The sequence below is a fragment of the Muriventricola aceti genome (genome assembly GCF_025567565.1).
In the GTDB taxonomy this organism is placed as follows: Bacteria; Bacillota; Clostridia; order Oscillospirales; family Oscillospiraceae; genus Lawsonibacter; species Lawsonibacter aceti.
Genome location: NZ_JAOQKF010000013.1, coordinates 20,302 through 45,044, shown reverse-complemented (window position 1 = coordinate 45,044; position 24,743 = coordinate 20,302). Strand labels below are relative to the sequence as shown.

At 54.5% G+C, this 24,743-nt stretch carries 29 protein-coding genes and 1 riboswitch; of the genes, 8 read left to right on the top strand and 21 right to left on the bottom strand.

The genetic code is table 11. The annotated features are described in order from the left end of the window. The first annotated feature begins 31 nt into the window (after positions 1–31). Positions 32–211, top strand: a riboswitch (Lysine riboswitch). Positions 212–375: 164 nt separating this feature from the next. The 3 genes from asd to dapB are packed head-to-tail and all read left to right on the top strand — an operon-like array spanning position 376 to position 3,177. Continuing rightward, positions 376–1,464 (top strand): aspartate-semialdehyde dehydrogenase, encoded by a 1,089-nt coding sequence (asd, locus tag OCV64_RS13440; RefSeq protein WP_147571760.1) that lies wholly within the window; start codon positions 376–378, stop codon positions 1,462–1,464. 53 nt (positions 1,465–1,517) lie between these two features. Next, a complete protein-coding gene (dapA, locus tag OCV64_RS13435; protein ID WP_147571759.1) occupies positions 1,518–2,408 on the top strand; it encodes a 4-hydroxy-tetrahydrodipicolinate synthase in 891 nt (296 codons plus the stop codon). 13 nt (positions 2,409–2,421) lie between these two features. Continuing rightward, the gene (gene dapB / locus OCV64_RS13430; protein ID WP_147571758.1) at positions 2,422–3,177 is read left to right on the top strand and encodes a 4-hydroxy-tetrahydrodipicolinate reductase; all 756 of its coding nucleotides are present in this window, start codon (positions 2,422–2,424) and stop codon (positions 3,175–3,177) included. 100 nt (positions 3,178–3,277) lie between these two features. On the opposite strand, the gene OCV64_RS13425 is transcribed toward dapB, so the two are convergent. From OCV64_RS13425 to ruvC, 8 genes are all read right to left on the bottom strand, one after another. Beyond that, entirely contained in the window at positions 3,278–3,559 is a 282-nt protein-coding gene (locus OCV64_RS13425) for a zinc-ribbon domain containing protein (protein ID WP_147571757.1), read from the bottom strand. A gap of 93 nt (positions 3,560–3,652) precedes the next feature. Next, a complete protein-coding gene (locus OCV64_RS13420) occupies positions 3,653–4,237 on the bottom strand; it encodes a sigma-70 family RNA polymerase sigma factor (protein WP_262670311.1) in 585 nt (194 codons plus the stop codon). 109 nt (positions 4,238–4,346) lie between these two features. Then, positions 4,347–5,705, bottom strand: a complete 1,359-nt coding sequence (glmM, locus tag OCV64_RS13415) for a phosphoglucosamine mutase (protein WP_147571756.1) — start codon at positions 5,703–5,705, stop codon at positions 4,347–4,349. A 34-nt stretch (positions 5,706–5,739) separates the two neighbouring features. Then, positions 5,740–6,813 (bottom strand): Holliday junction branch migration DNA helicase RuvB, encoded by a 1,074-nt coding sequence (gene ruvB, locus OCV64_RS13410; RefSeq protein ID WP_240287698.1) that lies wholly within the window; start codon positions 6,811–6,813, stop codon positions 5,740–5,742. Positions 6,814–6,834: 21 nt separating this feature from the next. Continuing rightward, positions 6,835–7,167 (bottom strand): DUF6054 family protein, encoded by a 333-nt coding sequence (locus OCV64_RS13405; protein ID WP_186852549.1) that lies wholly within the window; start codon positions 7,165–7,167, stop codon positions 6,835–6,837. A 106-nt stretch (positions 7,168–7,273) separates the two neighbouring features. Next, the gene (gene ruvA / locus OCV64_RS13400; protein WP_240287700.1) at positions 7,274–7,882 is read right to left on the bottom strand and encodes a Holliday junction branch migration protein RuvA; all 609 of its coding nucleotides are present in this window, start codon (positions 7,880–7,882) and stop codon (positions 7,274–7,276) included. A gap of 33 nt (positions 7,883–7,915) precedes the next feature. Then, positions 7,916–8,347, bottom strand: coding sequence for a hypothetical protein (locus OCV64_RS13395; protein ID WP_147571752.1), 432 nt, complete (start codon positions 8,345–8,347; stop codon positions 7,916–7,918). A 4-nt stretch (positions 8,348–8,351) separates the two neighbouring features. Continuing rightward, on the bottom strand, positions 8,352–8,873 hold the full coding sequence (gene ruvC, locus OCV64_RS13390) for a crossover junction endodeoxyribonuclease RuvC (RefSeq protein ID WP_147572012.1): 522 nt from the start codon (positions 8,871–8,873) through the stop codon (positions 8,352–8,354). 199 nt (positions 8,874–9,072) lie between these two features. On the opposite strand from ruvC, the gene OCV64_RS13385 reads away from it, so the two are divergent. From OCV64_RS13385 to OCV64_RS13375, 3 genes are read left to right on the top strand one after another with little or no spacing between them, the layout of a single operon-like run. Next, entirely contained in the window at positions 9,073–9,576 is a 504-nt protein-coding gene (locus OCV64_RS13385; protein WP_262670310.1) for an RNA polymerase sigma factor, read from the top strand. After that, entirely contained in the window at positions 9,569–11,110 is a 1,542-nt protein-coding gene (locus OCV64_RS13380) for a hypothetical protein (protein WP_262670309.1), read from the top strand. The genes OCV64_RS13385 and OCV64_RS13380 overlap by 8 nt, the downstream gene beginning before the upstream one ends. A 58-nt stretch (positions 11,111–11,168) precedes the next feature. Next, positions 11,169–11,714 (top strand): nitroreductase family protein, encoded by a 546-nt coding sequence (locus tag OCV64_RS13375; protein WP_262670308.1) that lies wholly within the window; start codon positions 11,169–11,171, stop codon positions 11,712–11,714. A gap of 49 nt (positions 11,715–11,763) precedes the next feature. Here OCV64_RS13375 and OCV64_RS13370 read toward each other — a convergent pair whose 3' ends face one another. From OCV64_RS13370 to OCV64_RS13310, 13 genes are all read right to left on the bottom strand, one after another. Continuing rightward, positions 11,764–12,480 (bottom strand): Bax inhibitor-1/YccA family protein, encoded by a 717-nt coding sequence (locus OCV64_RS13370; RefSeq protein WP_147571746.1) that lies wholly within the window; start codon positions 12,478–12,480, stop codon positions 11,764–11,766. Between the two features lie 14 nt (positions 12,481–12,494). Next, a complete protein-coding gene (gene hisE / locus OCV64_RS13365) occupies positions 12,495–12,821 on the bottom strand; it encodes a phosphoribosyl-ATP diphosphatase (protein WP_262670307.1) in 327 nt (108 codons plus the stop codon). 61 nt (positions 12,822–12,882) lie between these two features. Next, positions 12,883–13,203, bottom strand: coding sequence for a phosphoribosyl-AMP cyclohydrolase (hisI, locus tag OCV64_RS13360; RefSeq protein ID WP_147571744.1), 321 nt, complete (start codon positions 13,201–13,203; stop codon positions 12,883–12,885). Positions 13,204–13,208: 5 nt separating this feature from the next. After that, positions 13,209–13,964: an imidazole glycerol phosphate synthase subunit HisF gene (hisF, locus tag OCV64_RS13355; RefSeq protein ID WP_262670306.1), complete on the bottom strand. Its 756-nt coding sequence runs from the start codon at positions 13,962–13,964 to the stop codon at positions 13,209–13,211. Then, complete coding sequence (locus tag OCV64_RS13350; protein ID WP_262670305.1) at positions 13,958–14,458, bottom strand: P-loop NTPase family protein; 501 nt, start codon at positions 14,456–14,458, stop codon at positions 13,958–13,960. Before OCV64_RS13350 ends, hisF begins: the two co-directional genes overlap by 7 nt. Next, entirely contained in the window at positions 14,455–15,174 is a 720-nt protein-coding gene (gene hisA / locus OCV64_RS13345; protein ID WP_262670304.1) for a 1-(5-phosphoribosyl)-5-[(5-phosphoribosylamino)methylideneamino]imidazole-4-carboxamide isomerase, read from the bottom strand. Before hisA ends, OCV64_RS13350 begins: the two co-directional genes overlap by 4 nt. A gap of 64 nt (positions 15,175–15,238) precedes the next feature. Next, on the bottom strand, positions 15,239–17,149 hold the full coding sequence (locus OCV64_RS13340) for an LTA synthase family protein (protein WP_240287707.1): 1,911 nt from the start codon (positions 17,147–17,149) through the stop codon (positions 15,239–15,241). 234 nt (positions 17,150–17,383) lie between these two features. Continuing rightward, on the bottom strand, positions 17,384–17,992 hold the full coding sequence (gene hisH, locus OCV64_RS13335; RefSeq protein WP_147571739.1) for an imidazole glycerol phosphate synthase subunit HisH: 609 nt from the start codon (positions 17,990–17,992) through the stop codon (positions 17,384–17,386). A gap of 19 nt (positions 17,993–18,011) precedes the next feature. Further along, positions 18,012–18,587, bottom strand: a complete 576-nt coding sequence (gene hisB / locus OCV64_RS13330; RefSeq protein ID WP_240287711.1) for an imidazoleglycerol-phosphate dehydratase HisB — start codon at positions 18,585–18,587, stop codon at positions 18,012–18,014. Between the two features lie 112 nt (positions 18,588–18,699). Beyond that, on the bottom strand, positions 18,700–20,001 hold the full coding sequence (hisD, locus tag OCV64_RS13325) for a histidinol dehydrogenase (RefSeq protein WP_262670303.1): 1,302 nt from the start codon (positions 19,999–20,001) through the stop codon (positions 18,700–18,702). Further along, positions 19,998–20,639 carry an ATP phosphoribosyltransferase gene (gene hisG / locus OCV64_RS13320; RefSeq protein ID WP_147571736.1) on the bottom strand — a complete coding sequence of 214 codons (642 nt, stop codon included), beginning with the start codon at positions 20,637–20,639 and terminating at the stop codon, positions 19,998–20,000. Before hisG ends, hisD begins: the two co-directional genes overlap by 4 nt. Beyond that, positions 20,636–21,805: an ATP phosphoribosyltransferase regulatory subunit gene (gene hisZ, locus OCV64_RS13315; protein ID WP_147571735.1), complete on the bottom strand. Its 1,170-nt coding sequence runs from the start codon at positions 21,803–21,805 to the stop codon at positions 20,636–20,638. Before hisZ ends, hisG begins: the two co-directional genes overlap by 4 nt. Positions 21,806–21,937: 132 nt before the next feature. Continuing rightward, a complete protein-coding gene (locus OCV64_RS13310) occupies positions 21,938–23,320 on the bottom strand; it encodes a sodium-dependent transporter (RefSeq protein ID WP_262670302.1) in 1,383 nt (460 codons plus the stop codon). Between the two features lie 203 nt (positions 23,321–23,523). Here OCV64_RS13310 and OCV64_RS13305 point away from each other — a divergent pair, with 203 nt between their 5' ends. Together OCV64_RS13305 and OCV64_RS13300 are read left to right on the top strand one after the other, a co-directional pair. Further along, positions 23,524–24,135, top strand: a complete 612-nt coding sequence (locus OCV64_RS13305) for a TetR/AcrR family transcriptional regulator (protein ID WP_262670301.1) — start codon at positions 23,524–23,526, stop codon at positions 24,133–24,135. A 130-nt stretch (positions 24,136–24,265) separates the two neighbouring features. Further along, on the top strand, positions 24,266–24,743 hold a 478-nt coding region (locus OCV64_RS13300; protein ID WP_262670300.1), incomplete at its 3' end, for a hypothetical protein.

Sequence of the window (24,743 nt, the reverse complement as noted above, 5' to 3'; positions counted from 1 at the left end):
ACCTTCAAACGTGATAGGATAGGGTCAAATTCTGCAAGATAGAGGTGCGGCTACATCAGTAGACATGGCCAGGGAGCCGGTTCCCGCTGATCCATGTTCAAAGGGGACGCCGCCGAAGAGCTGCTCTTCCGGTCGAGAGTTTGCTCTGGTCGTCTGGTTAACAGCCAGCCGACTGTCATCAGGGTCAGGCTGATGGAGAGCTGTCTGCTTTTGTGAATATTTTGCCGGTCGAGCAATTTGCTCTTAGTCGACATTATAGTACAAAATCAGCCGCTTGAAAAGCCGCTGATTTATTTTTTTCTTTTCCCTGGTCGACTCATCTATGTTCAGACTTTGTCATACCCTTATATAAGAGAGATTTGGAGGTTGCTTTACATGGAAAAGTATAAAGTAGGTATCATTGGCGGAACCGGTATGGTTGGTCAGCGTTTCATCACACTGATGGAGGGTCATCCCTGGTTCCAGCTTACAGTCATCGCAGCCAGCCCCCGTTCTGCTGGAAAGACCTATGAGCAGGCTGTCTCCGGACGTTGGGCCATGGAGAAACCCATTCCTGAAGAGGCCAAGGGCTTGGTTGTCATGGATGCTCAGGCCGACGTGGAGAAAATCGCCGGTCTGGTGGACTTCGTATTCTGTGCTGTTGATATGAAGAAGGATGAAATCCGCGCTTTGGAGGAGCGGTACGCCAAAGCCGAGTGTCCCGTGGTCTCCAACAACTCCGCCCACCGTTGGACCGATGACGTGCCAATGGTGGTCCCCGAGATGAATCCTCAGCATATTGAGATCATCCCCGCACAACGCCGCCGCCTAGGTACCAAACGCGGCTTTATCGCCGTCAAGTCCAACTGCTCTATCCAGTCTTATGCTCCCGCCATCACCCCCCTGCTGAAGTACGGTGTGGAAAAGGTCCTGGTCTGTACCTATCAGGCCATCTCTGGCGCCGGCAAGACCTTTGAACGTTGGCCCGAAATGGTCGATAACCTGATCCCTTATATCGGTGGCGAGGAGGAAAAGAGCGAGCAGGAGCCGTTGAAGATCTGGGGACGCATCGAGAACGATAAATTTGTCAAGGCGGATGGCCCCTCCATCACCGCCCAGTGTCTGCGCGTCCCAGTATCCGACGGACACACCGCCGCCGTATTTATCAAGTTTTCCGGTGAAAAGCCCTCCATCGAGCAGATCAAGTTAGACTGGGCCAATTTCAAGGGCAGAGCCCAGGAGCTGGAGCTTCCCTCCGCGCCCAAGCAGTTTATCCATTACTTCGAGGAGCCAGACCGTCCCCAGGCCAAGCTGGACCGTGAGCTGGAAGGCGGAATGGCGGTTTCCATGGGGCGGCTCCGTGAGGACACACAGTATGACTATAAGTTCGTGGGCCTGTCCCACAATACCCTGCGGGGTGCTGCAGGCGGCGCTGTCCTGTTGGCCGAGCTGCTGTGCGCCGAGGGCTATATCGATCATAGGTGAGCCAGGAGGTCACCCTCCTTACTTCCCGCATTTGAAGAAAGGGTGTATTGTTTATGAGAAGTCCTGTTTTTACCGGTTCCTGTCCTGCGCTGGTCACTCCCTTTGACCAAAACGGCAGCATCAACTACGACGCCTTCGGAAAGCTGATCGACGACCAGATCGCCGCCGGCGTGGATGCGGTGTGTGTCTGCGGCACCACTGGTGAGTCCGCTACCATGTCTATTCGTGAGCACATTGCTGCCGTGGAATTTTGTGTCAAGCGGGTAGATCACCGTGTCAAGGTCATCGCTGGTTCCGGCAGCAACGACACCTCTGCCGCCGTCTACCTGTCCCAGCACGCACAGGATTCCGGTGCAGATGCCCTGCTCCACGTCACCCCCTATTATAACAAGGCAAGCCAGACCGGTCTGATCAAGCACTATGAGTATATTTCCGACCGGACTGACCTTCCCATCATCCTGTATAATGTTCCCAGCCGCACCGGCGTATCCTTTACTGCCGACACCTATAAGGTGCTGTCCGAAAATCCCAAGATCAACGGCGTCAAGGAGGCCAGTGGCAATTTCTCCCTCCTGGCCCATACCCGGTATCTGTGCCCTGACGACTTCTATATCTGGTCCGGCAATGATGACCAAGTGGTCCCTATGATGGCGCTGGGAGCCAAAGGCGTCATCTCTGTGGCCTCTAACATCATCCCTGAGGTCATGGTACAGATGAGCCACTGGTGCCTGGACAATGACTTCGAATCCGCGGCTAAACTCCAGATCGAATATATGGATCTAATCGACGCCCTGTTCTGTGAGGTCAATCCCATCCCCGTCAAGGCGGCTATGAATCTAATGGGGATGGAGGCTGGTTCACTTCGGCTGCCTCTGTGCGATATCTCTGACAAGAATCTGGCCGTACTCCGCACCTCGATGGAGCGGATGGGCCTGCTGAAGTAAGGAGCGTCCACACGTGCTAAAGATAATCATTTCCGGCTGTAATGGTCATATGGGCCGGGTGGTGACCTCTCTCTGTGAGGCAGATCCCCAGGTGCAGGTCGTCGCTGGCTTTGATGTACTAGGCGCCAGTGACCGAGAATTTCCGGTGTACTCCTCCCCTGCCCAATTTCATGGAGAAGCGGATGCTGTCATTGATTTTTCCTCTCCGGCCGCGCTGGATGGTCTGTTGTCCTTTGCCAGGGATACCCGAATTCCCATGATTTTGGCCACCACCGGATATACTCCTGAGCAAGTCGCTCAAATTGGTGCGGCCGCTCTAGAAGTTCCAATCTTCCGCTCGGCTAATATGTCCCTTGGCATCAATGTACTGCTTGAGTTGGTCAAGAAGGCTTCCACAGTATTGGGAGACAGCTATGATATCGAGATCATCGAGCGGCACCACCGCCGCAAGGTAGATGCCCCTTCGGGAACTGCCCTTATGATTGCGGACGCTGCCGCCTCCGCCTGTGGGCATGAAACCGAATACGTCTTTGACCGACACTCCGTCCGTCAACCACGGGATAAAAAGGAGATTGGCATCTCTGCTGTACGTGGAGGCACCATTGTAGGAGAGCATGAGATCATTTTTGCCGGCCACGATGAAGTAATGGAGATCCGTCATATCGCCCATTCCCGTGAGATTTTTGCCAAAGGGGCTCTTGAAGCCGCAAAATTCATGGCCACAGTGGATGCTCCGGGCCTGTACGATATGAGTATGCTAGTCAAATAAGTCCATCAAAAACGCTCGGACGCCGATGTGGCGATCCGAGCGTTTTTGATGGGGCAAGAAAAAGGACGCCCGATTGGGCGCCCTTTTTTCTTGGCAGATATCAGCCCTGCTGCTCACGCATCTTGGCGAAGCAGTCGCTGCAGTAAACGGGACGGTCAGACTTGGGCTCGAAAGGAACCTTAGCCTCACCACCACAGGCAGCGCACACCGCGGTAAAATACTCACGGGGGCCGCGAGCAGCGTTCTTGCGGGCATCACGGCAGGCCTTGCAGCGCTGGGGCTCGTTCTGGAAGCCGCGCTCGGCGTAGAACTCCTGCTCACCAGCGGTGAAGGTGAACTCGTTGCCACACTCTTTACATACCAGGATCTTGTCTTCGTACATGGACTTTCCCTCTCTTTGACTCGTTGCCCAAATCAATTCGCTTGGGCGATTGTAATATGCGATCAGCTCACGCTGGATACGCCGGGGATAAAATCACCGCGCCATTTTGCGGCGAATGCGTTGGATGGCGTTGTCTACCGACTTTTGGGAGCGGTCTACCTGCTTTGCAATCTCTCCACAGGAGAGGCCGTTTAAATAGAGCGGCAAAATATTGGCTTCAAGCTCAGACAACTGGCCCTTCAGAGCATCTAGCCGCTCTTTCAGTTCCTCCCTGCCGATGATGACGTCCTCCGGGCTTTCCACGATGGAAAACAGTTGCGCGTTGGTCCCGTCAAAAAGAGGGGGTTCAAAAGAGATGCTGTGATTCAATGGGGAATGCTTGCCGCCTTGGGCGGCGCGGACAGCAGTAATCAGACGGCTTCGGATACAGATTTCAGCATAAGTGCGAAAAGCTGTGTCCCGCCGGAGATCAAAGCCACGGATGGCAGTCAGTAGGCCCAACATACCTTCCTGGATCAGGTCCTCGCTATCACCGCCTGCTAAGAACAGAGGGCGGGCACAAGCACGTACCAGCTGACCATATCGAAGGACCAATTCATCCTCCGCCTCACGGCAGCCATTGGAAATCTGCTGACATAATTCCTCATCGGACAAACTCTGGAATCGCGTTACTTCCATATCAATAGGATGGCTCTTAATCATAATAAACAAAATCAACGGATTTGTCAAGCCCTTGGCAGAAATATTTTGTCAAAACCTCCAAGCTCGACCATATCCGATTCATCTTTTATAGTTGGGGGATCAGATCTGCCAGCCGTTTGGCAGCCGCCTGGGCAATCTCCTCTGTCTTGGCCTCCACCATCACCCGCATCAGGGCCTCGGTTCCTGACGGGCGGACCAGCACCCGGCCCTCGCCGTTTAGGGCGCTCTCCTCCTGCTGGACAGCCTGGGCCAGTAACGGGCTGGCCATCGCCGACTTTTTTACATCGTTATCCGTGACCGGAACATTGATAAGCACCTGTGGGAAACGGGGACAGCATCCAAACAGCTCCGAAGCCCTTTTTCCACTCTCCTTCAGCAGGGCCAACATCTGTAACGCAGTCAACTGGCCGTCGCCAGTAGTTGCGTACTCCAGGAAAATCATGTGGCCAGACTGCTCGCCGCCTAGACGGTACCCCTTTTCCAGCATCCGCTCTAGAACATTCCGATCGCCTACCGCAGTACATTCCAGGTCCATACCTTTTTCCTTGCTGTAAAGATGTAGGCCCAGATTGGACATGACAGTGGCCACGATGGCATTCCCAGGCAGCTTTCCCTTGGCTTTCATATCCAGTCCACAGGCGGCCATGATCTGATCCCCGTCGATGAGATTTCCCAGTTCATCGACCGCCAGACAGCGGTCCGCGTCCCCATCAAAGGCGATGCCAATGTCGTAGCCGCCTGCCTTGACCATAGCGGCCAATCCATCAATATGGGTAGAGCCGCACTTTTCGTTGATATTGATTCCATCCGGGTCGGCGTTGATGACGTCGGTACGCAGCTTAGAGAAGCGGTCAAACAGCCGCGCGGCAGTGGTAGAGGCCGCTCCGTTGGCACAGTCTACAAGGATACGCAGGCCACCCAGGGTGGAGTCTATAGTGCTCTCCAGGTGGTCGATGTAGTCCTCGCTGGCCTTGGGGGCCACATAGCTCACCTTGCCAATATCGCCACCTGTTTTCATAGGGACATTGTTGTGGCCAAAGAGGACAATATCCTCGATTTTTTCCTCCAGTTCATCGGACAGCTTGAAGCCCTGGCCGTTGAAGATCTTGATGCCGTTGTGCTCAAATGGATTGTGACTGGCGGAGATAACGATGCCAGCGTCCGCCCCCTCGTCCACAGTCACCCAGGCCACGCCTGGGGTGGGAAGAGTGCCCAAGTCCAGCACATCGGCCCCAGCAGTGCACAGCCCAGCGATGAGGGAGCCTTTCAGCAGATCCCCGGAGATCCGGGTATCCTTCCCGATGGTAACCAGAGGCTTCTCCCCCGGTTTTTTGTCCTTGGACAGCACAATAGCGGCAGCCAGTCCTACTTTATACGCCAAATCGGCATCAAGCCCGGCGTTGACTACGCCGCGGATTCCGTCAGTCCCAAATAATTTACCCATAAATTCGCACCTCTATCATACAAAATGTGTCAAGTCAGAATGTCAGTTGATCCAGCTGGTCCACGGCTGCCGCTCCCGCGACAGGCAGTCCTAAATGTCGATAGGCTTTTTCCGTGACGCACCGCCCTCTTGGGGTACGGGTGAGGAAGCCAAGCTGCATCAGATAGGGCTCATAAACGTCCTCTAGGGTAACAGCCTCCTCGTTGATGGTAGCGGCCAGAGTATCTAACCCCACTGGTCCCCCCCGATAGTTTTCAATAATAGAGCGAAGCATCCGGTGATCGATGGAATCCAGCCCCAGGTAGTCGATCTCCAGGGCGGTGAGGGCTTCATCAGCCACCTTCTTGGTGATGACACCGCCAGCCCTCACCTGGGCGAAGTCCCGTACCCGGCGTAGCATTCGGTTGGCGATGCGGGGGGTTCCACGGCTACGGCGCGCAATCTCCATGGCCCCGTCGGCTTCAATGGGCACCTCCAAGATGCCGGCGGATCGGGTAACGATCAACGCCAGTTCCGCCGGGGTATAGAGTTCAAGCCTTAAGGTCACACCGAACCGGTCCCGCAATGGGGCAGACAGTTGGCCAGCCCTGGTAGTAGCCCCAATCAGGGTAAACTTGGGCAGGTCCAAGCGGATAGAGTTGGCCGATGGGCCCTTGCCGATGATGATGTCGATGGCGTAGTCCTCCATGGCCGGGTACAGAACCTCCTCCACCGAGCGGTTGAGGCGGTGGATCTCATCCACAAAGAGTATGTCGTTCTCATTCAGGTTGGTGAGCAGGGCAGCCAGGTCCCCAGCCTTTTCAATGGCGGGGCCAGAGGTAATGCGCACATTGACCCCCATCTCGTTGGCGATAATGCCGCTAAGGGTAGTCTTACCTAATCCGGGTGGTCCGTGGAGGAGCACATGGTCCAGGGGCTCATGGCGCATCTTGGCCGCCTGGATGAACACCTCCAGGTTTCCCTTTGCCTTCTCCTGGCCGATATACTCCCGGAGGGTTCTGGGCCGAAGAGAATACTCCCCCTCGTCCTCCCTGGTGAGAGAGGTGGTCACCAGCGGTTCACCCGGCTCCTCACGGTCAAATTCTATGTTGGAAAAATCGATTGCCATGGGTTCACTTCCTGTTTTATTTTAGAGCTTTTCCGCCAGATCCCGGAGGGTATCTAAAAAGGCCTCCTCCCCCCAGGTGTTGAGCTTAAAAAACATGGCCTGGCTGCCGCCAGAGGTGATGGCGGACAGGAACAGCTCATCCCCATCCCCTGCCAAAGTCATGGCCAGGGACACTCGGTTACCACCGCCGAAGCTGTACCGCTCGTACACCCGTACACAGCAGCGCACTCCGGCGGACTGGAAATAACTCTCATCCTCAAAGCTTGCCGACATGCTGGCGTTCAAAATGCCCTCATGGATATACCGCAAGGTGTCGTCAAAGTCCCCATGAAGCCTTACTTCATACTTGGCCATAGCGTTTCACCTCAATCTCTTTTTTGAAATCAGTCCGCCCATAAAATGGCACAAGGTGCCTTGCGTCATATCGGGCCTTCACTACCTCGGAACTCAAGTCCGGCGCTCATCCCTTCATCATCTTTTTCAGGGCCTGCTTGATAATCTCCTCCAGCGCCAGGCTGTCCAAATCGATTCCCTTCAAAGCCAGATTGATCTCTCCCTGGGAATAGCCCAGTACCGCCAAAGCGGCGGACGCCTCTGACAGCTTATTCTCCGGGATGACGGTGATGCCAGTTCCGCCATAGGCCTCTCCCTTGGCAGAGATGGTCTGTCCTTTGGCCAGTTTATCTTTTAATTCCAAAATCACCCTCTGGGCAATTTTTTTGCCGATTCCTTGGGCGCAGGTAAGAGCCTTTTCGTCCCCAGTAATGATGGACAGCGCCAAATTGGCCGGTGTACTGGCAGACAGAATAGACAGCGCCGCCTTGGGTCCCACGCCGGACACAGAGATAAGATGCTGAAACAAGTTCAGCTCCTCCTGGGTGGCGAAGCCGTAGAGCTCCATGGCGTCCTCACGGACATTCAGGTATGTAAAAAGTTTTCCCTTGTCTCCTTTTTTCAGCGCTGACAAGGTGTAGCTGGTGGTACGGCAGGCAAACCCTACCCCGCCGCAATCAATCACGGCCAGGTAGGGCTCAATATGGGCCACCGTGCCGCTGAGATAGTAAAACATAAGTTCCTCCGCATACCGCCTTTTGGGCGGTGTTTATTCTTTTAGCAAATACCGTATTTCCCCGGTATAGTAGATCTCCAGTTTAAATTCTAATATGTGGTCCTGCAGATTCAGAAAACCGCTCAACATGGTCAGCCGAAAGCCATAGCTCTCGTCCATAATGTCCAGAGTACCGTCGGAATGCTCCAGCAGGAAGGTCTCCAGGGTCATTTTTTTGCCAGTAAAAGCTCCACAGTTGCCGCACAGGACGTCCTGGTACTCTATTATGTAGATGTAAGAGGAGTCCCAGTCCACCCCGGTGAGCTCCACATCCCCATCCACCTGTCCATAGGGGGCGGCGGTGCACACATAGCCGTACTGGGTCACCAGACGCAGGGTATCCTTCTCCGCCTGCAGTTCCATAATATGGGCGTCATGGAGGCTGTACTCCGGTTCTGAAGCGGGCTTTTTGACGATCATCCTCATCCCATTACCTCGTATCGTACTTTTTGGGGTCAAAGACCCGCTCAGTGTTCAGCAGAGATGTGGCCGCCCGGCTGTGGCAGATGGCGATGGCCAGGGCGTCGGCGGCATCGTCAGGCCGGGGGATCTCCTTCATGTTGAGAAGCCGCTGGGTCATGAGCATGACCTGCCGCTTGTCCGCCCCTCCGTAGCCAGCGACAGCTTGTTTCACCTGCATAGGGGTGTACTCAAAGACGGGCACGCCCAGCTTCTCCGCGGCCAGCAAAATAACTCCCCGTCCATGGGCTACGGCAATGCCAGTGGTAATATTTTTGGTAAAAAACAGTTCCTCCACGGCCATCTCGTCCGGATGAAAGGTGTGGATCAGCTCCTCCATATCGTCAGATATCTGACAAAGGCGGCGGGACAGAGGGAGCCCCGGCGGTGTGGTGATGACACCATATTGGAGCAGAGCGTTCCTGCCCCGATCAGCCCGAATGAGGCCAAAGCCAATGGTAGCGACCCCAGGGTCGATGCCTAAGACGACCATAATTCCCTCCGTGTCCATATCAATACATTGTAATGATAACATACTTTTGTTAGAATTGGAAGTTGGAAATAAACTTTGTTTTTATAGGTGGTCGTCACAGGACTTCAGGGGCTTGCGATCTATCCGTCTAAAAATATTTCTTAAGGCGGTGACATTTGGCCTTCCAGAGTTGAGTTATGGTAGAAAGGAGGTTTTGCCGATGGACGCTAAACCACTGCGCACGGGCGGCCAAGTGGAGGATATCCTGGTCCGCTATCAAAATACGGTATACGGTCTGGCTCTGGCTAGGACCGGCAGCCGAGCAGACGCAGAGGATGTATTTCAGGAGGTCTTTCTCGCTTACTTCCAATCAAACAAAGCTTTTCGAGATGAGGAACATCAAAAGGCATGGCTGCTTCGGACCACGATAAATTTCTGCCGGCGGGTCACCTCCTCCAGTTGGAGGAAAAGGACGGTCCCTCTTTCCCAGTGGGAAGACAGGCCTCTTCCCTTCCAGTCCGCGGAAGAAAACTCCGTGTGGCAGGCTGTGATGGAGCTGGAGGAGTCCCTCCGTGTCCCCATCTACCTCTTTTATTTTCAGGGGCTGACCACACAGGAAATCGCCCGCGCTCTGTCTATCCGTCCTGGTGCGGTCCGAATGCGGTTGTCCCGTGGTCGGGAGAGGCTGCGCCAGACTCTGAAAGGAGATTATTTCGATGAGTAAGGATCTGTTTTGCTCCATGCAGAGAAAACTGATACCCAGCCAACAGGCAGTGGACCAACTGAAAGAGCGGCTTGTCCAATCCGCTCCCGCCGGACGGCAGCCCATCCCCTGGAAGTATGGGGCGCTGGCTGCCTGCGCCGCTTTATTGATCGCCGCGTATCCCATTTATCACACACTCTCCCCCACACTTCATCCTGTGTTGGATGGTGGTCAGGGCGGATATGGCACCTATGAGATAGCCAACGAGGATGCCTATGGCGAAATCGGGACGGAGCTGCCCCGGCTTAACATCTGGGATACCCAGGCACCATCCCAAGCCAGCGCGCACAGCTACGCCGCTGGAGAGGGGGTAAACCGAGAGGTTACTCAGTCCGACTTGGAGACCCTGCTGGGCGGCTTTATTCCCCAGGTATTGGGGTGGGAGGGGTTTGACCAGCTCTCCGGTATGTTAGCCTTCGGACCGGGGCACGGCGACCCCTTGGACACGCTGTTTTATGGTCACTTCTATGCCGACTGCGACTGGGGTAAGCTGACCCTAATGGTAGGAGGTCTAGGCACCAAGGTCTCTCCTGATGCCATTGGCCGCCCGGAGGGCTATCCGGGGGATGCCCTCACAGTCATCGAGGGTATCGAGGTCTTGGCAGCCCGATTCACCGATCTGGACGGCACAAACTATGGAGAGGTGTCCTTTACCACTAGGGACGGTTACAGCGTTTTTTACGCGGTAAACACTCCATCCCCGGAGCAGACGGAGGAACTTCTCGCCCGGCTGGTTCAGCTTGCGGTGTTGGAGGACGGCCTATCCCCTGAGGCTCTGGCCCCCGACCCTGACGCCTATGCCCAGGGCAGAGGAGAAACCGACCCCATGGAATCCAAAGACGCGGCCGCGCCGCCTCCTCTAGCCGGGGTATCTGCCTGGCAGAGTCAGCCTTGGTTCGGTGGATACTATTATGACAATGACACTGGCCGGTACGTCATCGTGCAGGTAGAGGGTCTGCCGCTCCCTGACCTGGACTTCGGAAACGCCGTCTTTGTCCCTGGAAAATATTCTTACACCTGCCTCAGCGGGCTGATAGACCAGCTCAACGAGCTTGTCCGTACCGACCCAGTGTGCAAGGCTGTCATGTCTGGCTGGTGGATCAATGAGATTGACAACCGCATCGACCTGACCATCACAGAGGAAGATCCCCATCTGCTGGCCATTCTGGCCCGGCTGGACCCGGAGGGGGACGCTATCCAGGTCTCTCTGGGCGGTTTTGCTGCTACAGACGAGGATGTGTCCGTGTCCTATCAGGTCCTTCCCAGCGACCTTCCAGGCAGCCTACGAGACGGAGATCCGGCAGGCTGCCCCACTTCGGAGGAACCAATGGCCATCGAACCTACCGAGCCACAGGACGGTGGGGAAGTCAGTCAGCCGGCCCGTGAGGATTTAGCGCAGGAGCCCTTCTGTAATCAGACTGCCTCCTCCTACTCCGGCAGCATACCTTCAGGCGCACGGGCGGCGAATACCGGGTCCTATGAGCCCCAGGCTTGACAATCCCTTTCGGGCGAGATACCATGAATACAGCTTATGAGAAAAGGAGCGTGTCGATATGGACGCCCAACAGTGTATTTTGACCCGGCGCAGCGTGCGCCAGTTTGCTGACCGGCCGGTCAGCCGCGAGCTGCTGGAGAAAGTCGTTTCTCTGGCCTCCTATGCCCCAAGCTGGAAAAACACTCAGATCAGCCGCTATATCGCCATCGAGGATCCGGCCACACGGGAAACCATCGCTTCGGAGTACTGTCTGCCAGGGGCTAACAACCCCACCATCATCCGTGCTTGTCCCCTGCTTGTGGCCCAAACCTTCGTGAAGGCACGCAGCGGCTATGAGCGGGACGGCAGCTTTACCACAGACCGAGAGGCCGGTTGGCAGTATTACGACTGCGGTATCGCAGCCCAGACCTTCTGCTTGGCCGCTCATGAATTAGGGCTAGGTACCGTCATCATGGGAATCTTTGACCGGAAGAGGCTTCAAGCCTATCTAGAGGTGCCAGAGGAGCAAGAGCTGATGGCCCTCATCGCGGTCGGCTGGCCAGGAGGGGCCGAGCTGACTGCTCCAAAGCGGAAGGACGTAGACATTCTGCTCTCCTATCGATAAATTGAGACAAAAAGCTCCCCAGTGCTAATTTAGCACCGGGGAGCTTTTTTTACCGTCTGCGATTTCCCAGGAAACGAAGGAGATATAAAAACAGGTTCAGGAAATCCAGATAAAGCTGCAAAGCGGAGAAGATAGACGCCTTGGCCAGCATGTCGGGATAGCTGGCATAATATTGATAGAAAGCCTTGATCTTCTGCGTGTCATAGGCGGTATAGGCCAGGAACACCGCGATGCCGAACAGGCAGGCCACCCGGTCGAACATTACCAGTCCGGGGATAAACATGGATAAAAGGCCAAAGGCGATGAGGAAAAGCAGCCCAAAAAACAGAAACGGCCGCAAATTGGACATGTCCCTGCGTGTCAAAAAGCCGTAGGCAGACAGGGCGCCAAAATAAAGCCCCGTGAGCAGGAAACTCCAAATGACTGACTCTATCTCATAGACAAACAGGTAGATGGACAGTGTAAAACCAAACAGGACGGAGAACAGAACGAATATCAGAACAGCCGTGCTGACCCGCATCCGCTCGATCCTTCGAGCCATGGTAAAAGATAAAATCATTGTAGCCACCAGAGCCAGCAGATGGAGATAGGGGACAGAAACCAAAGCATAGATGGTGAAATAGGACATCCGGCAGGCCAGCGCCGTACCAAAGGTGATTAATAGGCCCAGCATCACCCACAGGAAGGTCTTGGCTGTATACTGACCAAGGGGCTCAACATAACCGCTTGCGTAGCTGCGGTCAAATTCATTGGGATCAAAACTCAATGGAAACACTCCTTTCAGGTCTCATGATCGCTGACATGGAATTGTTTTAAGTTGCCGATCTTGGTGCTGCGGCAATCCAGCTCCTCCATGACCGCCTCCAACGGGATATCCTGTTGGACCATCATAACAGTCAGATGATAGAGAAGATCGGATATCTCCCCCACCGTTTCCTCCTGCCTGCCGTTCTTGGCGGCAATAATGGTTTCCGAACACTCCTCCCCTACTTTTTTCAATATCTTATCCAGGCCCTTTTCTAACAAATAGCAGGTGTAAGAACCCTCTTGCGGTTGCGCTCTCCGGCTCTCTATCACCCGGTATAGCTGGGCCAAAGTATCATTCATCCTTATCGCTCCCATCCTAGGACAGTTTTCCCTCATTGAAAAAGGATACACTGTGTTTTTATTATATCTCGATTTCCCGGAAAAAGCAACTGTGTGCTCCGGTGTGGCAGGTAGGTCCATCTGGAATGCAGAGGTAGAGCAGGGTATCGGTGTCACAGTCTGTCATAATGCGCTTCACATGGAGAAAGTTGCCGGAAGTGCTCCCCTTGTTCCAGAGCTCCTGCCGACTTCGGCTCCAGAACCAAGCCGTCCCCGTTTCCAATGTCAGCTCCACCGCTTTTCTATTCGTGAAACCCAGCATCAGGACATCCTTGGTGTCCACATGCTGAATAATCACCGGAATCAGCTCTGACTTTTGAAAAAGGAGGTCTAAATCAAACATATCCATCACCTCACCGGGATATTCTTGCCCCGGAGAAAATCCTTGACCTGGGGCACCGTCAGCTCGCCAAAATGAAACAGGGAAGCCGCCAGGGCTGCATCGCAGCCTGTTTCCTGGAAAACCTGAGCAAAATGCTCCAGAGTGCCGCAGCCGCCGGAGGCGATCACCGGGATCGATACCGCCTGAGTGACCGCACGGGTCATTTCCAGGTCAAAGCCGGCCTTGGTGCCGTCCGCATCCATGGATGTAAGGAGGATCTCCCCCGCGCCCAGAGCTTCCCCCTGTTGAGCCCACTCCACAGCGTCCAGGCCAGTCGGAGTCCGGCCTCCGGCGGTGACCACCTCAAAGGTGCCGTCGGTCCGCTTGCGGGCATCGATGGCCAAAACGACACATTGGGAGCCAAAGCGTTCCGCGGCTCTGGAAATCAGAGTCGGGTCCTGAACCGCAGCCGAATTCACAGATATCTTATCCGCTCCCGCCCGGAGCAGACGCTGGAAATCCTCCAGCGTGCGGATCCCGCCGCCAACGGTCAGCGGAACAAAGACCTGGCTGGCTGTGCGCTCCACCACATCAGCCACCGTATCCCTTTTGTCGCTGGTGGCAGTGATGTCCAAAAAGACGATCTCGTCCGCCCCCTGATTCGAGTAAAATTTGGCCAGCGCCACCGGATCGCCCGCATCCCGGATGTTGACAAAGTTGACTCCCTTCACCACCCGTCCGGCACGGACATCGAGGCAGGGAATGATTCGTTTGGCTAACATGACAGTCCCTCCAAAAATCGATTGATGGCCCTCTGGTCGTTCAGAACCACCGTCTTGTGGGGATACCGCAAGGCAACCGCTCTATAAAAAGCTCGGTTCCGCCCCTTCCACAGCAGCCAGGCAAGGAATTCCGGGTCCAACTTTTCCAGGCAACCTTCCGCCATATCCTCCCGAGTGCGGCCGTGGTAGATAACATATCTTTTGACCGCCCTTACCAGACAGGAAAAGCGGTTCAAAAGTAGGATTATAACACAGTCCGCCTCTTCCAGTCTTCGTTCTTGGAGAAAGGCACTATAATTTCCATCTATAACCCAGCTCTCTTGGGACATAAACTGTTCCACCTGGGACAGGGCTTCTCCCCTGTCCCGTTCTATCCATCCAGCCTCAAACTGCACCTGGTCCAGATGAAGGACAGGACAGCCGTACCGCTTCCCCAACTCCCGGGATAACGTGGACTTTCCGGCCCCGCTGTATCCCAGGACCGCGATCTTCATTCCTGTGTGCCTCCGTCCGCCACCGCCCGCGCCAGATCAATCGTTCCGGCGTAGTACGCCTTGCCAATGATAGCGCCGTACAGTCCCATGGCGGCTAGTACACGGATATCTCCGTTATTCGATACGCCGCCGGAGGCCAAGATATGGCAACCGACGGTCCTCTGCAGCTCCTCCAGTCTTCCAAAGTTGGGGCCGGACAGAGTCCCATCTGTCTCAATATCTGTAAAGATGATCGTCCTTACACCGAGCTTCTCCATGGACCGCGCAAATTCCAGGTAATCCAGGCCAGAGTCCTCTACCCAGCCGGCGGTCTTGACCCGTCCGTCTTTGGTATCGACGCCCACCGCGATCTTATCTCCCCATCGTTTCACAGCGTCGGATACCAGTTGGGGATGGGTGACAGCGGCGGAACCGATGACGGCCCGAGATACGCCCAGGTCAAAGACCTCCTCCAGATCCGACATAGAGCGGATTCCCCCGCCCAGTTCGACATGAAGCCCCACATCTGACACCGCTTGGACGATCTCTCCATTTTTTCTGGTTCCATCTCTGGCTCCATCCAAATCCACAATATGGACCCAGCGAGTTCCAGCGCGCAAAAAGGCCCGTGCCGTCTCCACCGGATCTCTTGCCACCTGGTGGACTGTATCAAAATCCCCCTTGTAGAGTCGGACAACCTTTCTGTCTTTCAAATCGATGGCGGGAAGTATCTGCATAGGACCGCTCCTCCTTTGATTCAGATAAAAGCGGGACGGGGCCACTCGTCCCGCCCCAGCTTATTTAGCCATTCCCAAACACATAGCCGTAAAAATCATTCTCTATGACCAACGCTGTGCTGTCCAGCTTATATTGTACTAGCTTCTTCATGGCGGACACATAGTCCTCCTGTTCCTCTGCGGTCATGGAGACTCCCGCAGCCGGGGTAAAGGTACTGGTATAGCGGTCATAGAACCCCCGATCTGACCTCCAGCACTTGGAGGAAAAGACCACCAATCCCTCGTTGTCTGACAGAATATCGCTTCCGTCCAGCATCCGTGAGTCGTACTCCAGCCCCAGAAGATTGGACACCGTAGGCAGGATATCCACCTGGCAGCACACCTTATCTACCTCTACAGGCTCCTCCATGCTGGCCGACCACAGGATCAGGGAATTTCTGTATACGTCAAAATTGATGTTGCCCTCCTTCAGATACTCCAGGTCCTCTGAGCTTCCAAAGGATTCACCCGCCAGCTCCTCCAGTGTCGCTACATCGAAGTAAGGGATATGGTCGGGGGCAGCAACAATCAAGGTAGAGTCCAGCTTGCCCGCCTCCTCCAGCCGCTGGATGAGATACTCCAAAGCCCGATCCACTTCAATCACGGTGGCCACATAGTTCTTGGTGGTATCGCTGTAAGGCAACGGGTCCACAAGATCTCTGTACTGATTGGCCACACGGTTGTTGGAGTATGGCATGTGGCCGCTGATGGTCAGATAGTACACATGGAAGGGCGCCTCGCTATTGAGATAGTTGTCGATGCTGGCTTGGATCATATACTTGTCCCGCTGGGGCCACAGCAGCTTGCCGCTTTCGGACAGCTCCAAATTGTCAAAGCCCATGCCGAACTGTCGCCAATCGTAGCCCAGGTTAGGATGAGACTTCTCCCGGTTATACATATTGGAGTTGGGGTGATAGCCCTGGACCAGGTATCCCTCCCGTCCCAACTGCTGGGCCAGGGAGAAGTACAGGTTGGTCCCCAGGTCCCCGGTCCGGGGCAGGGTGGCCGGATTCCCGTTTTTCGGGTATAGTCCTAGCAAGTTCTGACACTCGCCGCCGGAGGTGCTGGTAAAATGGAGGGCGGTATAGAAGTTGTTGAATACAAAGCCCTCGTGGGTCAGCTTATAGAGTGTAGGGGTCAGCTCCGGGTCAATAGCGTAGCCAGAGAAACCTTCCAGTGTCAGGAAAATCACGTTATAGCCCTCGAACATCCCGGTATATTCATTCTTTCTGGTGGGAGTCACGCTGTTGAAATAGTTGGCTAACCACTGGATGTCCTGATTCGTAGCCGTTTCCGCAATTTGGGACAGGTCCACATCCATCACGTTGGGTGATGTGTCGATGACCGGCTCCGGGTCCTCTAGATTCTGGGAGGAGCCGCCCTCTTCCGAGGAGGAACTGCCTCCCAAGTCGCCCAGACCACTAAAGTCCGCATCTAATGTGTTGTCCGCCGGGAAAAAGAGGTGCTTCACATCCAGTCTCAGCGATGTCCACATACCGAGCTGCTCTACCTGGTCATCCATATTGGTGTCCATGCGGTACAGCTGCTTCGGAGTCAAATCCCCCTTCCAGGGCAGATGGACCATACCCAGGCCAAGCAGATGAAAAATTACCGCCCCGGCCAACACTACCCCGGAAAAACGGATATCAAATCGTCCAAAGCCCAGTAGGCGCCCCCCAAAGGCGATGATCAAAATCGCCGGAAGGAAAAGCAGCAAAATGATGGGAATGGAGCGCACTAGGGTAGATACGATCACGTCGGCGTAGTCAATGAGCCGATTTCCCGCCGCCATTTTCACAGCGCTGAACCCATAATAAGTGGTCAAAATCTTTTTTGCGATAATCTCCACCACATAAATCAGAGAAAACAGGAACGCCAGCACTTTGGTGATAATACAGTTGGCCAGCCGAGAGAACGGCAGGGTAAATGCGGCCACAAAAAGGCCTCCCGCCAGGCTGAACACCAGATAAATAGGCAAGTACCCTAAATAATTGCCCATATAAATATGAAGCACCAGCTCCAAATAGAGGATCTGGAGGGGAAAGAACATCACTCGCCCCAAAGTCTGCCCAGAGCCGGACCCTGTTCGGCTAGACCGGCGCTCCTGATAAATGCGTTTACCACTGTAAGGACGGGACATGGGAAATTACCCCCTGGAAATTCAATAGGTTCAGCGGGTTAAACCCGCAAAATTTTGTAAGATAGCCAGCCCGGTCTCTCCGCTCTTTTCCGGGTGGAACTGACAGCCAAAAAAGTTCCCGTTTTGGACGGCGGCAATCACAGGGACCCCATATTGGGACACAGCACTAACCTGGTCTGGATCTGTGTGCTGTGCGGAGAAGGAATGGACAAAATATACATAGCTGCCCTCATCTACCCCTTCAAACAACGGGGATCGATTAGGAAATGTCAGGCTGTTCCAGCCGATATGGGGCAGTTTTTCTTCCGTGGGGATCCTGGCACAGACTCCTTTTATGACACCCAGACCTGGGCAGGGTCTGACCTCCTCTCCCCTGTCCAACAGCAGCTGCATTCCAAGGCAGATCCCCAGCACAGGCTTTTTACGGCCCTGTTTCACCACAGACTGATCCAAGCCTGTGGCCCTTAGTTTGTCTGCCGCATCCGGAAAGGCACCCACTCCAGGCAGGACGATGGCCTGAGCCAGCTCCAACTCGTCCGGGTCTCCGGTAATTTTCGTTTCTATTCCCAGATAGGCAAAGGCGTTGGATACGCTTTTCAGGTTGCCTACACCATAATCTACAACAGCGATATAGCTCATAACTAGTCTCTCTCCCGGCTTACAGCAGCCCCTTAGTGGACACCACCTGATCCCCTTCCACTCTGATGGCCTCTTTGACGGCCAGTCCCAAGGACTTGAACAGCCCTTCTGTGATATGGTGGGCATTGGACCCGTAATGGCACTTCTGGTGCAGTGTCAGCCCACCGTTCATCGCTAAGGCACGCATAAACTCGACCGTCAAACAGGAGTCGTAGCCACCGATCATCCCCTGGGGCATCTCCGCGTCAAAAACCAGGAAGGGCCGGTTAGAAAAATCCAGGGCGGTAAAGCACAGGGCTTCATCCATGGGAACAAAGGCAGCGCCAAAACGCCGGATGCCCGTTTTTTCCCCAAGCGCCTGCTTCAGTGCCTGGCCCAAGACGATCCCCGTGTCCTCTACCGTGTGGTGTCCATCCACATGAAGGTCGCCCTCTACCTCCAGTTCCAAACCCCAGCCGGCATAGAAGGCCAGGGCGGTGAGCATATGATCAAAAAAGCCGATTCTTGTTTTTATTTCAATTTTTCCGCCTTCTAAGGTCAACTTGACCTGTATATTTGTCTCCTTTGTCACACGGGAAATTTCAGCCGTCCGCACAGCACGACCCCTCCCTCTATGTTCTATTCTGATTGGCTTCTCGGGACTTTGTCCCGGCAGTTTTTTAGTCAAGAAGATTAAGTGTAGTAGCGGATGTCTATCCACTGCGGTTTTACCCCCGCCTGATCTCAGGCTCCCCTTCCTCAAACCTCACACGGATCGAGTTGGCATGGGCGGTAAGCTTTTCTGTCTGGGCCAACGTCATGATCTCAGAAGAAATAGGTGCCAGACTGGACCGGTCAAACTGAATAACACTCATTGTTTTCAAAAAGCTGTCAACGCTCAGTGGGGAGAAGAACCTGGCCGTCCCACTGGTAGGAAGCACATGGTCAGGTCCCGCCAGATAATCACCCAGGGGCTCCGGACTGTAGGCCCCCAGGAATACGGCTCCAGCGTTTTTGACGTGGGGCAGCAGCTCCCGTGGCTGGCAGGTCATGATCTCCAGGTGCTCCGGCGCGATTTCATTGGCCAGCTCCACACACCAGTCCAGATTCGGGCAGACGATGGCGCAGCCGAAATCCCGCAGAGACGCCTCCATGATCTCAGACCGCTCCAGATAGCCGGTCTGGCGGATGATCTCTCGGTCCACGCTTCGAGCTAACTCCATGCTGTCCGTCAACAGTACCGCGGATGCTAGTTTATCATGTTCCGCCTGACTTAGCAAGTCCGCCGCCACATATTTCCCATCGGCTGAACCGTCAGCAATAATCAACACCTCAGAGGGGCCGGCCACCATATCGATATCCAGCGTACCATAGGCCATCCGCTTTGCCGCGGCGACAAAGGCATTGCCAGGGCCCACCAGTTTATCCACCTTGGGAATAAAGCCGGCTCCATAGGTCAAAGCGGCCACAGCCTGGGCCCCACCCACAGCGATAACCCGGTCCACTCCGGCGATCTTGGCAGCAGCCAGAACGCCGTCATTCAGATTATCTGTAGGAGGAGTCACCATAATGATCTCCTCCACACCAGCCACCTTGGCGGGAATGGCGTTCATCAGTACGGAGCTGGGGTAGGCGGCTGTTCCACCGGGAACATAGATTCCAACCCTGGTCAGTCCCCGGACGATCCTCCCAACAGTCCCACCGTCCGGAGAGGTCCACTCCACTGTTTTGGTCAATAATCGCTGATTATAGTCACGGATATTGTCCGCCGCATGTTCCAGGGCAGATATCAACTCCGGCGGGCAGCTCTGATAGGCCTGTTCCAGCCTCTCATTAGGTACCTCATAGGGCATCCGGTGGTCAAACTCCCTGGTATATCGCTCTACTGCCGGCAGGCCTTCTTCCTTTACATTCTCCATAATGGAGGAGACAGCCAGTTCTATCGCTTTGTTCTTTTGGGCAGCCCGGGCCCGCATGGCCTCCAACTGCTCACGCTCTCGCCGTCCATCCGCTTCGATAATAGTAATCATAGCTCTTTCTCCAATCCAGTCTCACATTTGGCAATCAAATCGTTGATCTGACCCTTATAGAGCTTCATACTGGCCGTGTTGATGATAAGGCGGGCGGATACATCAGCCACTGTCTCAATGGGCTCCAGGCCGTTTGCCTTTAAGGTAGCCCCGGTCTCCACGATGTCCACGATGGCGTCAGTTAGGTCCAGGAGCGGGGCCAGCTCCACACTGCCCTCAATCTTGATGATATCTACATCCATCCCTTTCTTCTCAAAAAAGGCCCGTGTCACCTCAGGATATTTGGAGGCCACCCGGCGGGTCTTATACGTCCCATAAAAATCGCTGCCTGACTTCACTGCCAAAGCAAAGCGGCACCGTCCAAAGCCCAGGTCCAGGACCTCATAAAAGCTGCCGCCCTTCTCCAGAATGGTATCCTTTCCCACGATGCCCAGATCGCATACCCCATGCTCCACATAGGTAATAACGTCTGGAGCCTTGGCCAGCACGGCATCCAGTGGATAGTTAGGCAGCGAGTGGATAAGCCGGCGGCCCGGGTCCCGGATGGGTCCGCAATCCAGCCCGACCCGTTCAAACAACTCCACAGACTGGTCCAGAAGCCGCCCCTTTGTAATTGCGATTCGCAGCCGTTCGCTCATACCAGCACTCTCCTCTCTCCGTCCTTATCAAAGACTAGCACCATCTCTGCCCCCTTCTCCCGTGCCATATTTCTGCTGGACTCCAAGGTACGGCAGGGGGACAGCTCACAGGTGCCGGCGGGGCGCCCGTCCACAGCCTCCAATGCCTGGGATAGGTAGCCGGGCTCATAATGGACCACCGCCCGAAGCTGGGGCAGCGCGGTCTCCGGCAGGGTACGGGCTACGGCATCCACATCCACCGCAAAGCCAGTGGCCTGGGCCTCACGGCCAAATATCTCTACCAGCGCATCATACCGGCCGCCTGACAGGACCGCGTCACCAGCCCCCTCTACATAGCCCCGAAAAACGACACCAGTATAGTAGTCGATCTGGTGGACCATCCCAAGGTCAAAACGGACATACTGTCCGTATCCAGCGGCGGACAGCTCGTCATAGAGGGCATGGAGATAGTCCACCGCCTCTGTTTTCCCCGCCAGCCTCTCCGCTTCGGCCAGGACCTCTGTCCCGCCGAAGAGTCGGGACAGCCGCTCCAGCGCGGCACAAGCCGGGTTACCTCTATAAGGAGATAAAAAGGCGTTCAGTGCCGCAAAATTTTTTCCCTCTACCAGGGTGCGTATCTCCTCCTCCTGGCCATCGTCCAGGTCCAGACGGGCGGCCAGGTCCCGGAAAAAGCCGGCGTGTCCCAACTCCACATGGAAGCGGGGCGCTCCACAAGACCGCAGGGAGTCAATGGCGGTAACGATGATTTCCAGATCAGCTTTCAACCCTTTGGCTCCAATAAGCTCAACACCACACTGGGGAATCTCCCGGCTGCTGCCGTTGTGGGCAGGGTTGGCCCGGTAAACCTTCTGGTCGTAGTACAGCCTCTGGGGCAGCGCCATAGAGCGGAGCTTTGTGGCAGCCACACGGGCGATTGGAGTGGTTGAGTCTGGCCGCATCACACAAATTTTTCCACTTGGATCCCCGACTTTTAACATCCGCTCCTGGGGAATCGCACTGCCAGACAGCGCAAATAGATCATAGTACTCTGTTTCCGGTGTAGAAACCTCTAAGTAGCCTCGCTGCCGAAACAAGCGGATCAGACGGCTCTGGACTTGGCGGCGCTCCTGGCACTCCGAGAAAAGACGGTCCCTCGTTCCCTCTGGCGTATTGACTGTCAGCTTCATGGTATCGCTCCCTCTGTCTGGTGAGAAGCTTCCTTCTCAAATTCTTTACCACGCTAATATACTACTATACTAAAAATATGTCAAGAAAAATAAAAAGCAGGGCGCTTAACGCGCCCTGCTGACACAGCCGGTTCAGCCCTTCCAAAAGGTATTCCAATATCCCATCACGAAAATGAACAGCACAATCAGCGGCAGGACATAGGTGACATAGAAGCGAGTAGCGGCCGGAAAACGCAGTCCGCTGCCGGCGTTGGCCTCGGCAAGGAAGGCGTCCCAGCCCCATCCCCGTTTGGAGACGCAGAACAATAGGTAGAGCAGCGAACCTAGGGGCAGAATGTTCTGGGACACTAAAAAGTCCTCTATACCAGAGATATCCATTCCAAGGGGCCGGAAAGCTGCCCACAGGTTAGAGCCCAGCACACAGGGCATGGACAGGATCAAGACCCAGATAAAATTGACCAGCACAGCTTTTTTCCGGCTCCATCCCTTGTCCATACAAAAGGAGATGATATTCTCAAAGACAGCAATGATGGTGGACAAAGCCGCAAAGGACAGGAATAGGAAAAAGAGAGCTCCCCACAGCCGCCCCATTGGCATATGGTCAAAAATATTGGGCAGGGTAACAAAAACCAGAGAGGGCCCCTCTCCGGTGGGGACTCCAAAGGCGGAGCAGGCCGGGAAGATGATTAGCCCGGCTACAAAAGCTACGCAGGTATCCAGTACGCCGATCCGCAGAGCCTCCCCGGTCAAGCGGTGCTCTTTGCCGATGTAACTCCCAAAAATGGCGATGGCGCCAATTCCAAGCGACAGGGTGAAGAATGCCTGCCCCATAGCGGCAAAAATCGCCTCACCCAAAATCCAATTTCCTTGGGCGTCATACATCAAATTCCGAAAATTGGGCTGAAGATAAAACTTCAGCCCCTCCCCCGCTCCCTCCAGAGTGATGGAGTTGACCGCCAGCACCAGCATAAGCGCCAGCAGGCACAGCATCATGACCTTGTTTACCCGCTCCACTCCATTCCGCAGGCCCTGGGCACACACCAGCATTCCGATACATACCACGATCACCATATATATGGCCATAACGCCGGGGCGGGCCTGCATCTGGCTGAATTGCTCTGCCACGCCGGCGGAATCCAGGCCCATAAAATCACCCCGTAGCATTTTGACAAAGTAGTAGAGCAGCCAACCAGCTATGACCGTGTAGAACATCATCAGTAGATAGTTTCCCGCAAAACCGAGATAGCTGTACCAATGCCATTTGGAGCCGGCCGGCTCCAGAACGTGGAAGGACAAGGCCATGCTCCTCTGGCTGGCCCGGCCGACCGCCAGCTCCGTCACCATGACGGGCAGTCCAAGAATGATCAAAAACAGCAAATAGATCAGGACGAAGGCCGCACCTCCATACTTTCCTGTAATGTAGGGGAATCTCCATACATTCCCTAGTCCAATCGCGCACCCGGCTGAAATCAAAATAAATCCCAAGCGGGACGAAAAGCTTTCTCTCTCGTCCATGGCTCCTGCCTCCTAAAATTTGTCTGATTATCCATAACACAGTGACTACATTGTACCGAAACTCTCCAGCCAGGTCAACCCAATGACTTCTGTTTGCCCGATTTTTCTTTTCAGAAAAAGACCTTCTGTGAAAAATATCCATTCCCTCCCGCCGGATATTCTGATATACTTGATTCTATCCAGGGGGAAAAAGGAGGGATACCATGGCGAAAAAAACTTATACCGTCCAGGATCGGGAGGACATTCGGGAGCGGTTGCTGGATTTGGGGCAGCGTTCTTTTTCCCAAAAGGGATATCGTGAGGCCTCTCTAAAAGAGATCTATGAGGCAGTCGGGATATCCAAAGCGTTTTTCTATACCTTCTTTCCCTCTAAAGAGGCTCTAGCAATTCAAGTGCTTCTTCGTCAGCGGACCAAGATGCTGGAGCGGGCCCGGAAGGTGGCACAGGAGAGCGCCTCTTGGAGAGGCAGTCTGGAGACTGTGTTTGACCTGTTCTTCCACGGCGACCGGCATGGCGTATTTGTATTGGAGTTAGATGATCTCCCCCATCTGTGCCGCCATATGTCCCAGCATGAATTGCAGGATTTCGAAATGGGACTTACTCAATTTTATCAGGCGCTTTTGGAACTTTGGAACATCCCAGTCACCGCTGGTCAGTGTCATCTGATCCAGAACATGGTCAATACGCTCTTACTCAGCTATCATTCCCATCTATACTCCTCCTTTCCCTTCCATCCTGGTGTCGATGAGGAAACGGTGTCCCTCCAGATTCGGCTGATCATTGACTACTTAGAGGGAATTTATCGAAACGCATAACTCGACTCCGGGCCCGGCAGAGTCGCTGGGCTTTGTCTTGACAAATAGACCTTCTGTTATTATACTGCATTTATAAATACCTTTTTATAGAAAAGTATTTATAAATTGAAGAATAGAAAGAGGTTTTCTCATGGGACTGTTTGGCAAGCTATTCAAAGGGCCTGAAGTTGATCAGGAGAAAAGTGAGAACAACAAGAAAAAGATGCGTGCTCTTTTTGACCAGGTAGTGGAAAACGGGGCACAGTATAAGCTGCTGGCCTGCTACACGGAGGATGTACGCCGGTTCAATTATGGTCTGGTCCACGGCAGCAAAAGCACCATCGCCAGTCTGATCGTGGGATGGAAGGAGGAGGACCCAACTGTGGTCATCCTTCCAACTGTGCCGGACTTGTCCGGTTGCGGTGACCCTCTAGTCTATAAAAAGTCCGAAATTGAAAAGGCGTATCGGGAAAAAATGCTGGATAGCCTTGTGATCTATCCCGATAAAAAGGGGTATACGGCACTGAAAACATTCAGCTGGCTGGATGACGAAAATTTGTATATCTATGTAGACCAGGAACAGGAGGAAAAAGACTTCCGCGACTTCTTCCTCAACGTTTACGCTACCA

What these genes read in the sequence shown, in the direction of transcription:
- ruvC (WP_147572012.1), bottom strand. Translation starts at nt 8,873, where the DNA reads ATGGTCGTCTTAGGCATCGACCCTGGGGTCGCTACCATTGGCTTTGGC.
- dapA (WP_147571759.1), top strand. Translation starts at nt 1,518, where the DNA reads ATGAGAAGTCCTGTTTTTACCGGTTCCTGTCCTGCGCTGGTCACTCCC.
- OCV64_RS13380 (WP_262670309.1), top strand. Translation starts at nt 9,569, where the DNA reads ATGAGTAAGGATCTGTTTTGCTCCATGCAGAGAAAACTGATACCCAGC.
- asd (WP_147571760.1), top strand. Translation starts at nt 376, where the DNA reads ATGGAAAAGTATAAAGTAGGTATCATTGGCGGAACCGGTATGGTTGGT.
- OCV64_RS13425 (WP_147571757.1), bottom strand. Translation starts at nt 3,559, where the DNA reads ATGTACGAAGACAAGATCCTGGTATGTAAAGAGTGTGGCAACGAGTTC.
- hisZ (WP_147571735.1), bottom strand. Translation starts at nt 21,805, where the DNA reads ATGAAGCTGACAGTCAATACGCCAGAGGGAACGAGGGACCGTCTTTTC.
- OCV64_RS13405 (WP_186852549.1), bottom strand. Translation starts at nt 7,167, where the DNA reads ATGGCCAAGTATGAAGTAAGGCTTCATGGGGACTTTGACGACACCTTG.
- ruvB (WP_240287698.1), bottom strand. Translation starts at nt 6,813, where the DNA reads ATGGCAATCGATTTTTCCAACATAGAATTTGACCGTGAGGAGCCGGGT.
- OCV64_RS13395 (WP_147571752.1), bottom strand. Translation starts at nt 8,347, where the DNA reads ATGAGGATGATCGTCAAAAAGCCCGCTTCAGAACCGGAGTACAGCCTC.
- OCV64_RS13420 (WP_262670311.1), bottom strand. Translation starts at nt 4,237, where the DNA reads ATGGAAGTAACGCGATTCCAGAGTTTGTCCGATGAGGAATTATGTCAG.
- hisF (WP_262670306.1), bottom strand. Translation starts at nt 13,964, where the DNA reads ATGTTAGCCAAACGAATCATTCCCTGCCTCGATGTCCGTGCCGGACGG.
- hisI (WP_147571744.1), bottom strand. Translation starts at nt 13,203, where the DNA reads ATGTTTGATTTAGACCTCCTTTTTCAAAAGTCAGAGCTGATTCCGGTG.
- OCV64_RS13375 (WP_262670308.1), top strand. Translation starts at nt 11,169, where the DNA reads ATGGACGCCCAACAGTGTATTTTGACCCGGCGCAGCGTGCGCCAGTTT.
- hisG (WP_147571736.1), bottom strand. Translation starts at nt 20,639, where the DNA reads ATGAGCGAACGGCTGCGAATCGCAATTACAAAGGGGCGGCTTCTGGAC.
- hisH (WP_147571739.1), bottom strand. Translation starts at nt 17,992, where the DNA reads ATGAGCTATATCGCTGTTGTAGATTATGGTGTAGGCAACCTGAAAAGC.
- glmM (WP_147571756.1), bottom strand. Translation starts at nt 5,705, where the DNA reads ATGGGTAAATTATTTGGGACTGACGGAATCCGCGGCGTAGTCAACGCC.
- OCV64_RS13350 (WP_262670305.1), bottom strand. Translation starts at nt 14,458, where the DNA reads ATGAAGATCGCGGTCCTGGGATACAGCGGGGCCGGAAAGTCCACGTTA.
- hisE (WP_262670307.1), bottom strand. Translation starts at nt 12,821, where the DNA reads ATGAATGATACTTTGGCCCAGCTATACCGGGTGATAGAGAGCCGGAGA.
- hisD (WP_262670303.1), bottom strand. Translation starts at nt 20,001, where the DNA reads ATGATTACTATTATCGAAGCGGATGGACGGCGAGAGCGTGAGCAGTTG.
- hisA (WP_262670304.1), bottom strand. Translation starts at nt 15,174, where the DNA reads ATGCAGATACTTCCCGCCATCGATTTGAAAGACAGAAAGGTTGTCCGA.
- ruvA (WP_240287700.1), bottom strand. Translation starts at nt 7,882, where the DNA reads ATGTTTTACTATCTCAGCGGCACGGTGGCCCATATTGAGCCCTACCTG.
- OCV64_RS13385 (WP_262670310.1), top strand. Translation starts at nt 9,073, where the DNA reads ATGGACGCTAAACCACTGCGCACGGGCGGCCAAGTGGAGGATATCCTG.
- OCV64_RS13310 (WP_262670302.1), bottom strand. Translation starts at nt 23,320, where the DNA reads ATGGACGAGAGAGAAAGCTTTTCGTCCCGCTTGGGATTTATTTTGATT.
- OCV64_RS13305 (WP_262670301.1), top strand. Translation starts at nt 23,524, where the DNA reads ATGGCGAAAAAAACTTATACCGTCCAGGATCGGGAGGACATTCGGGAG.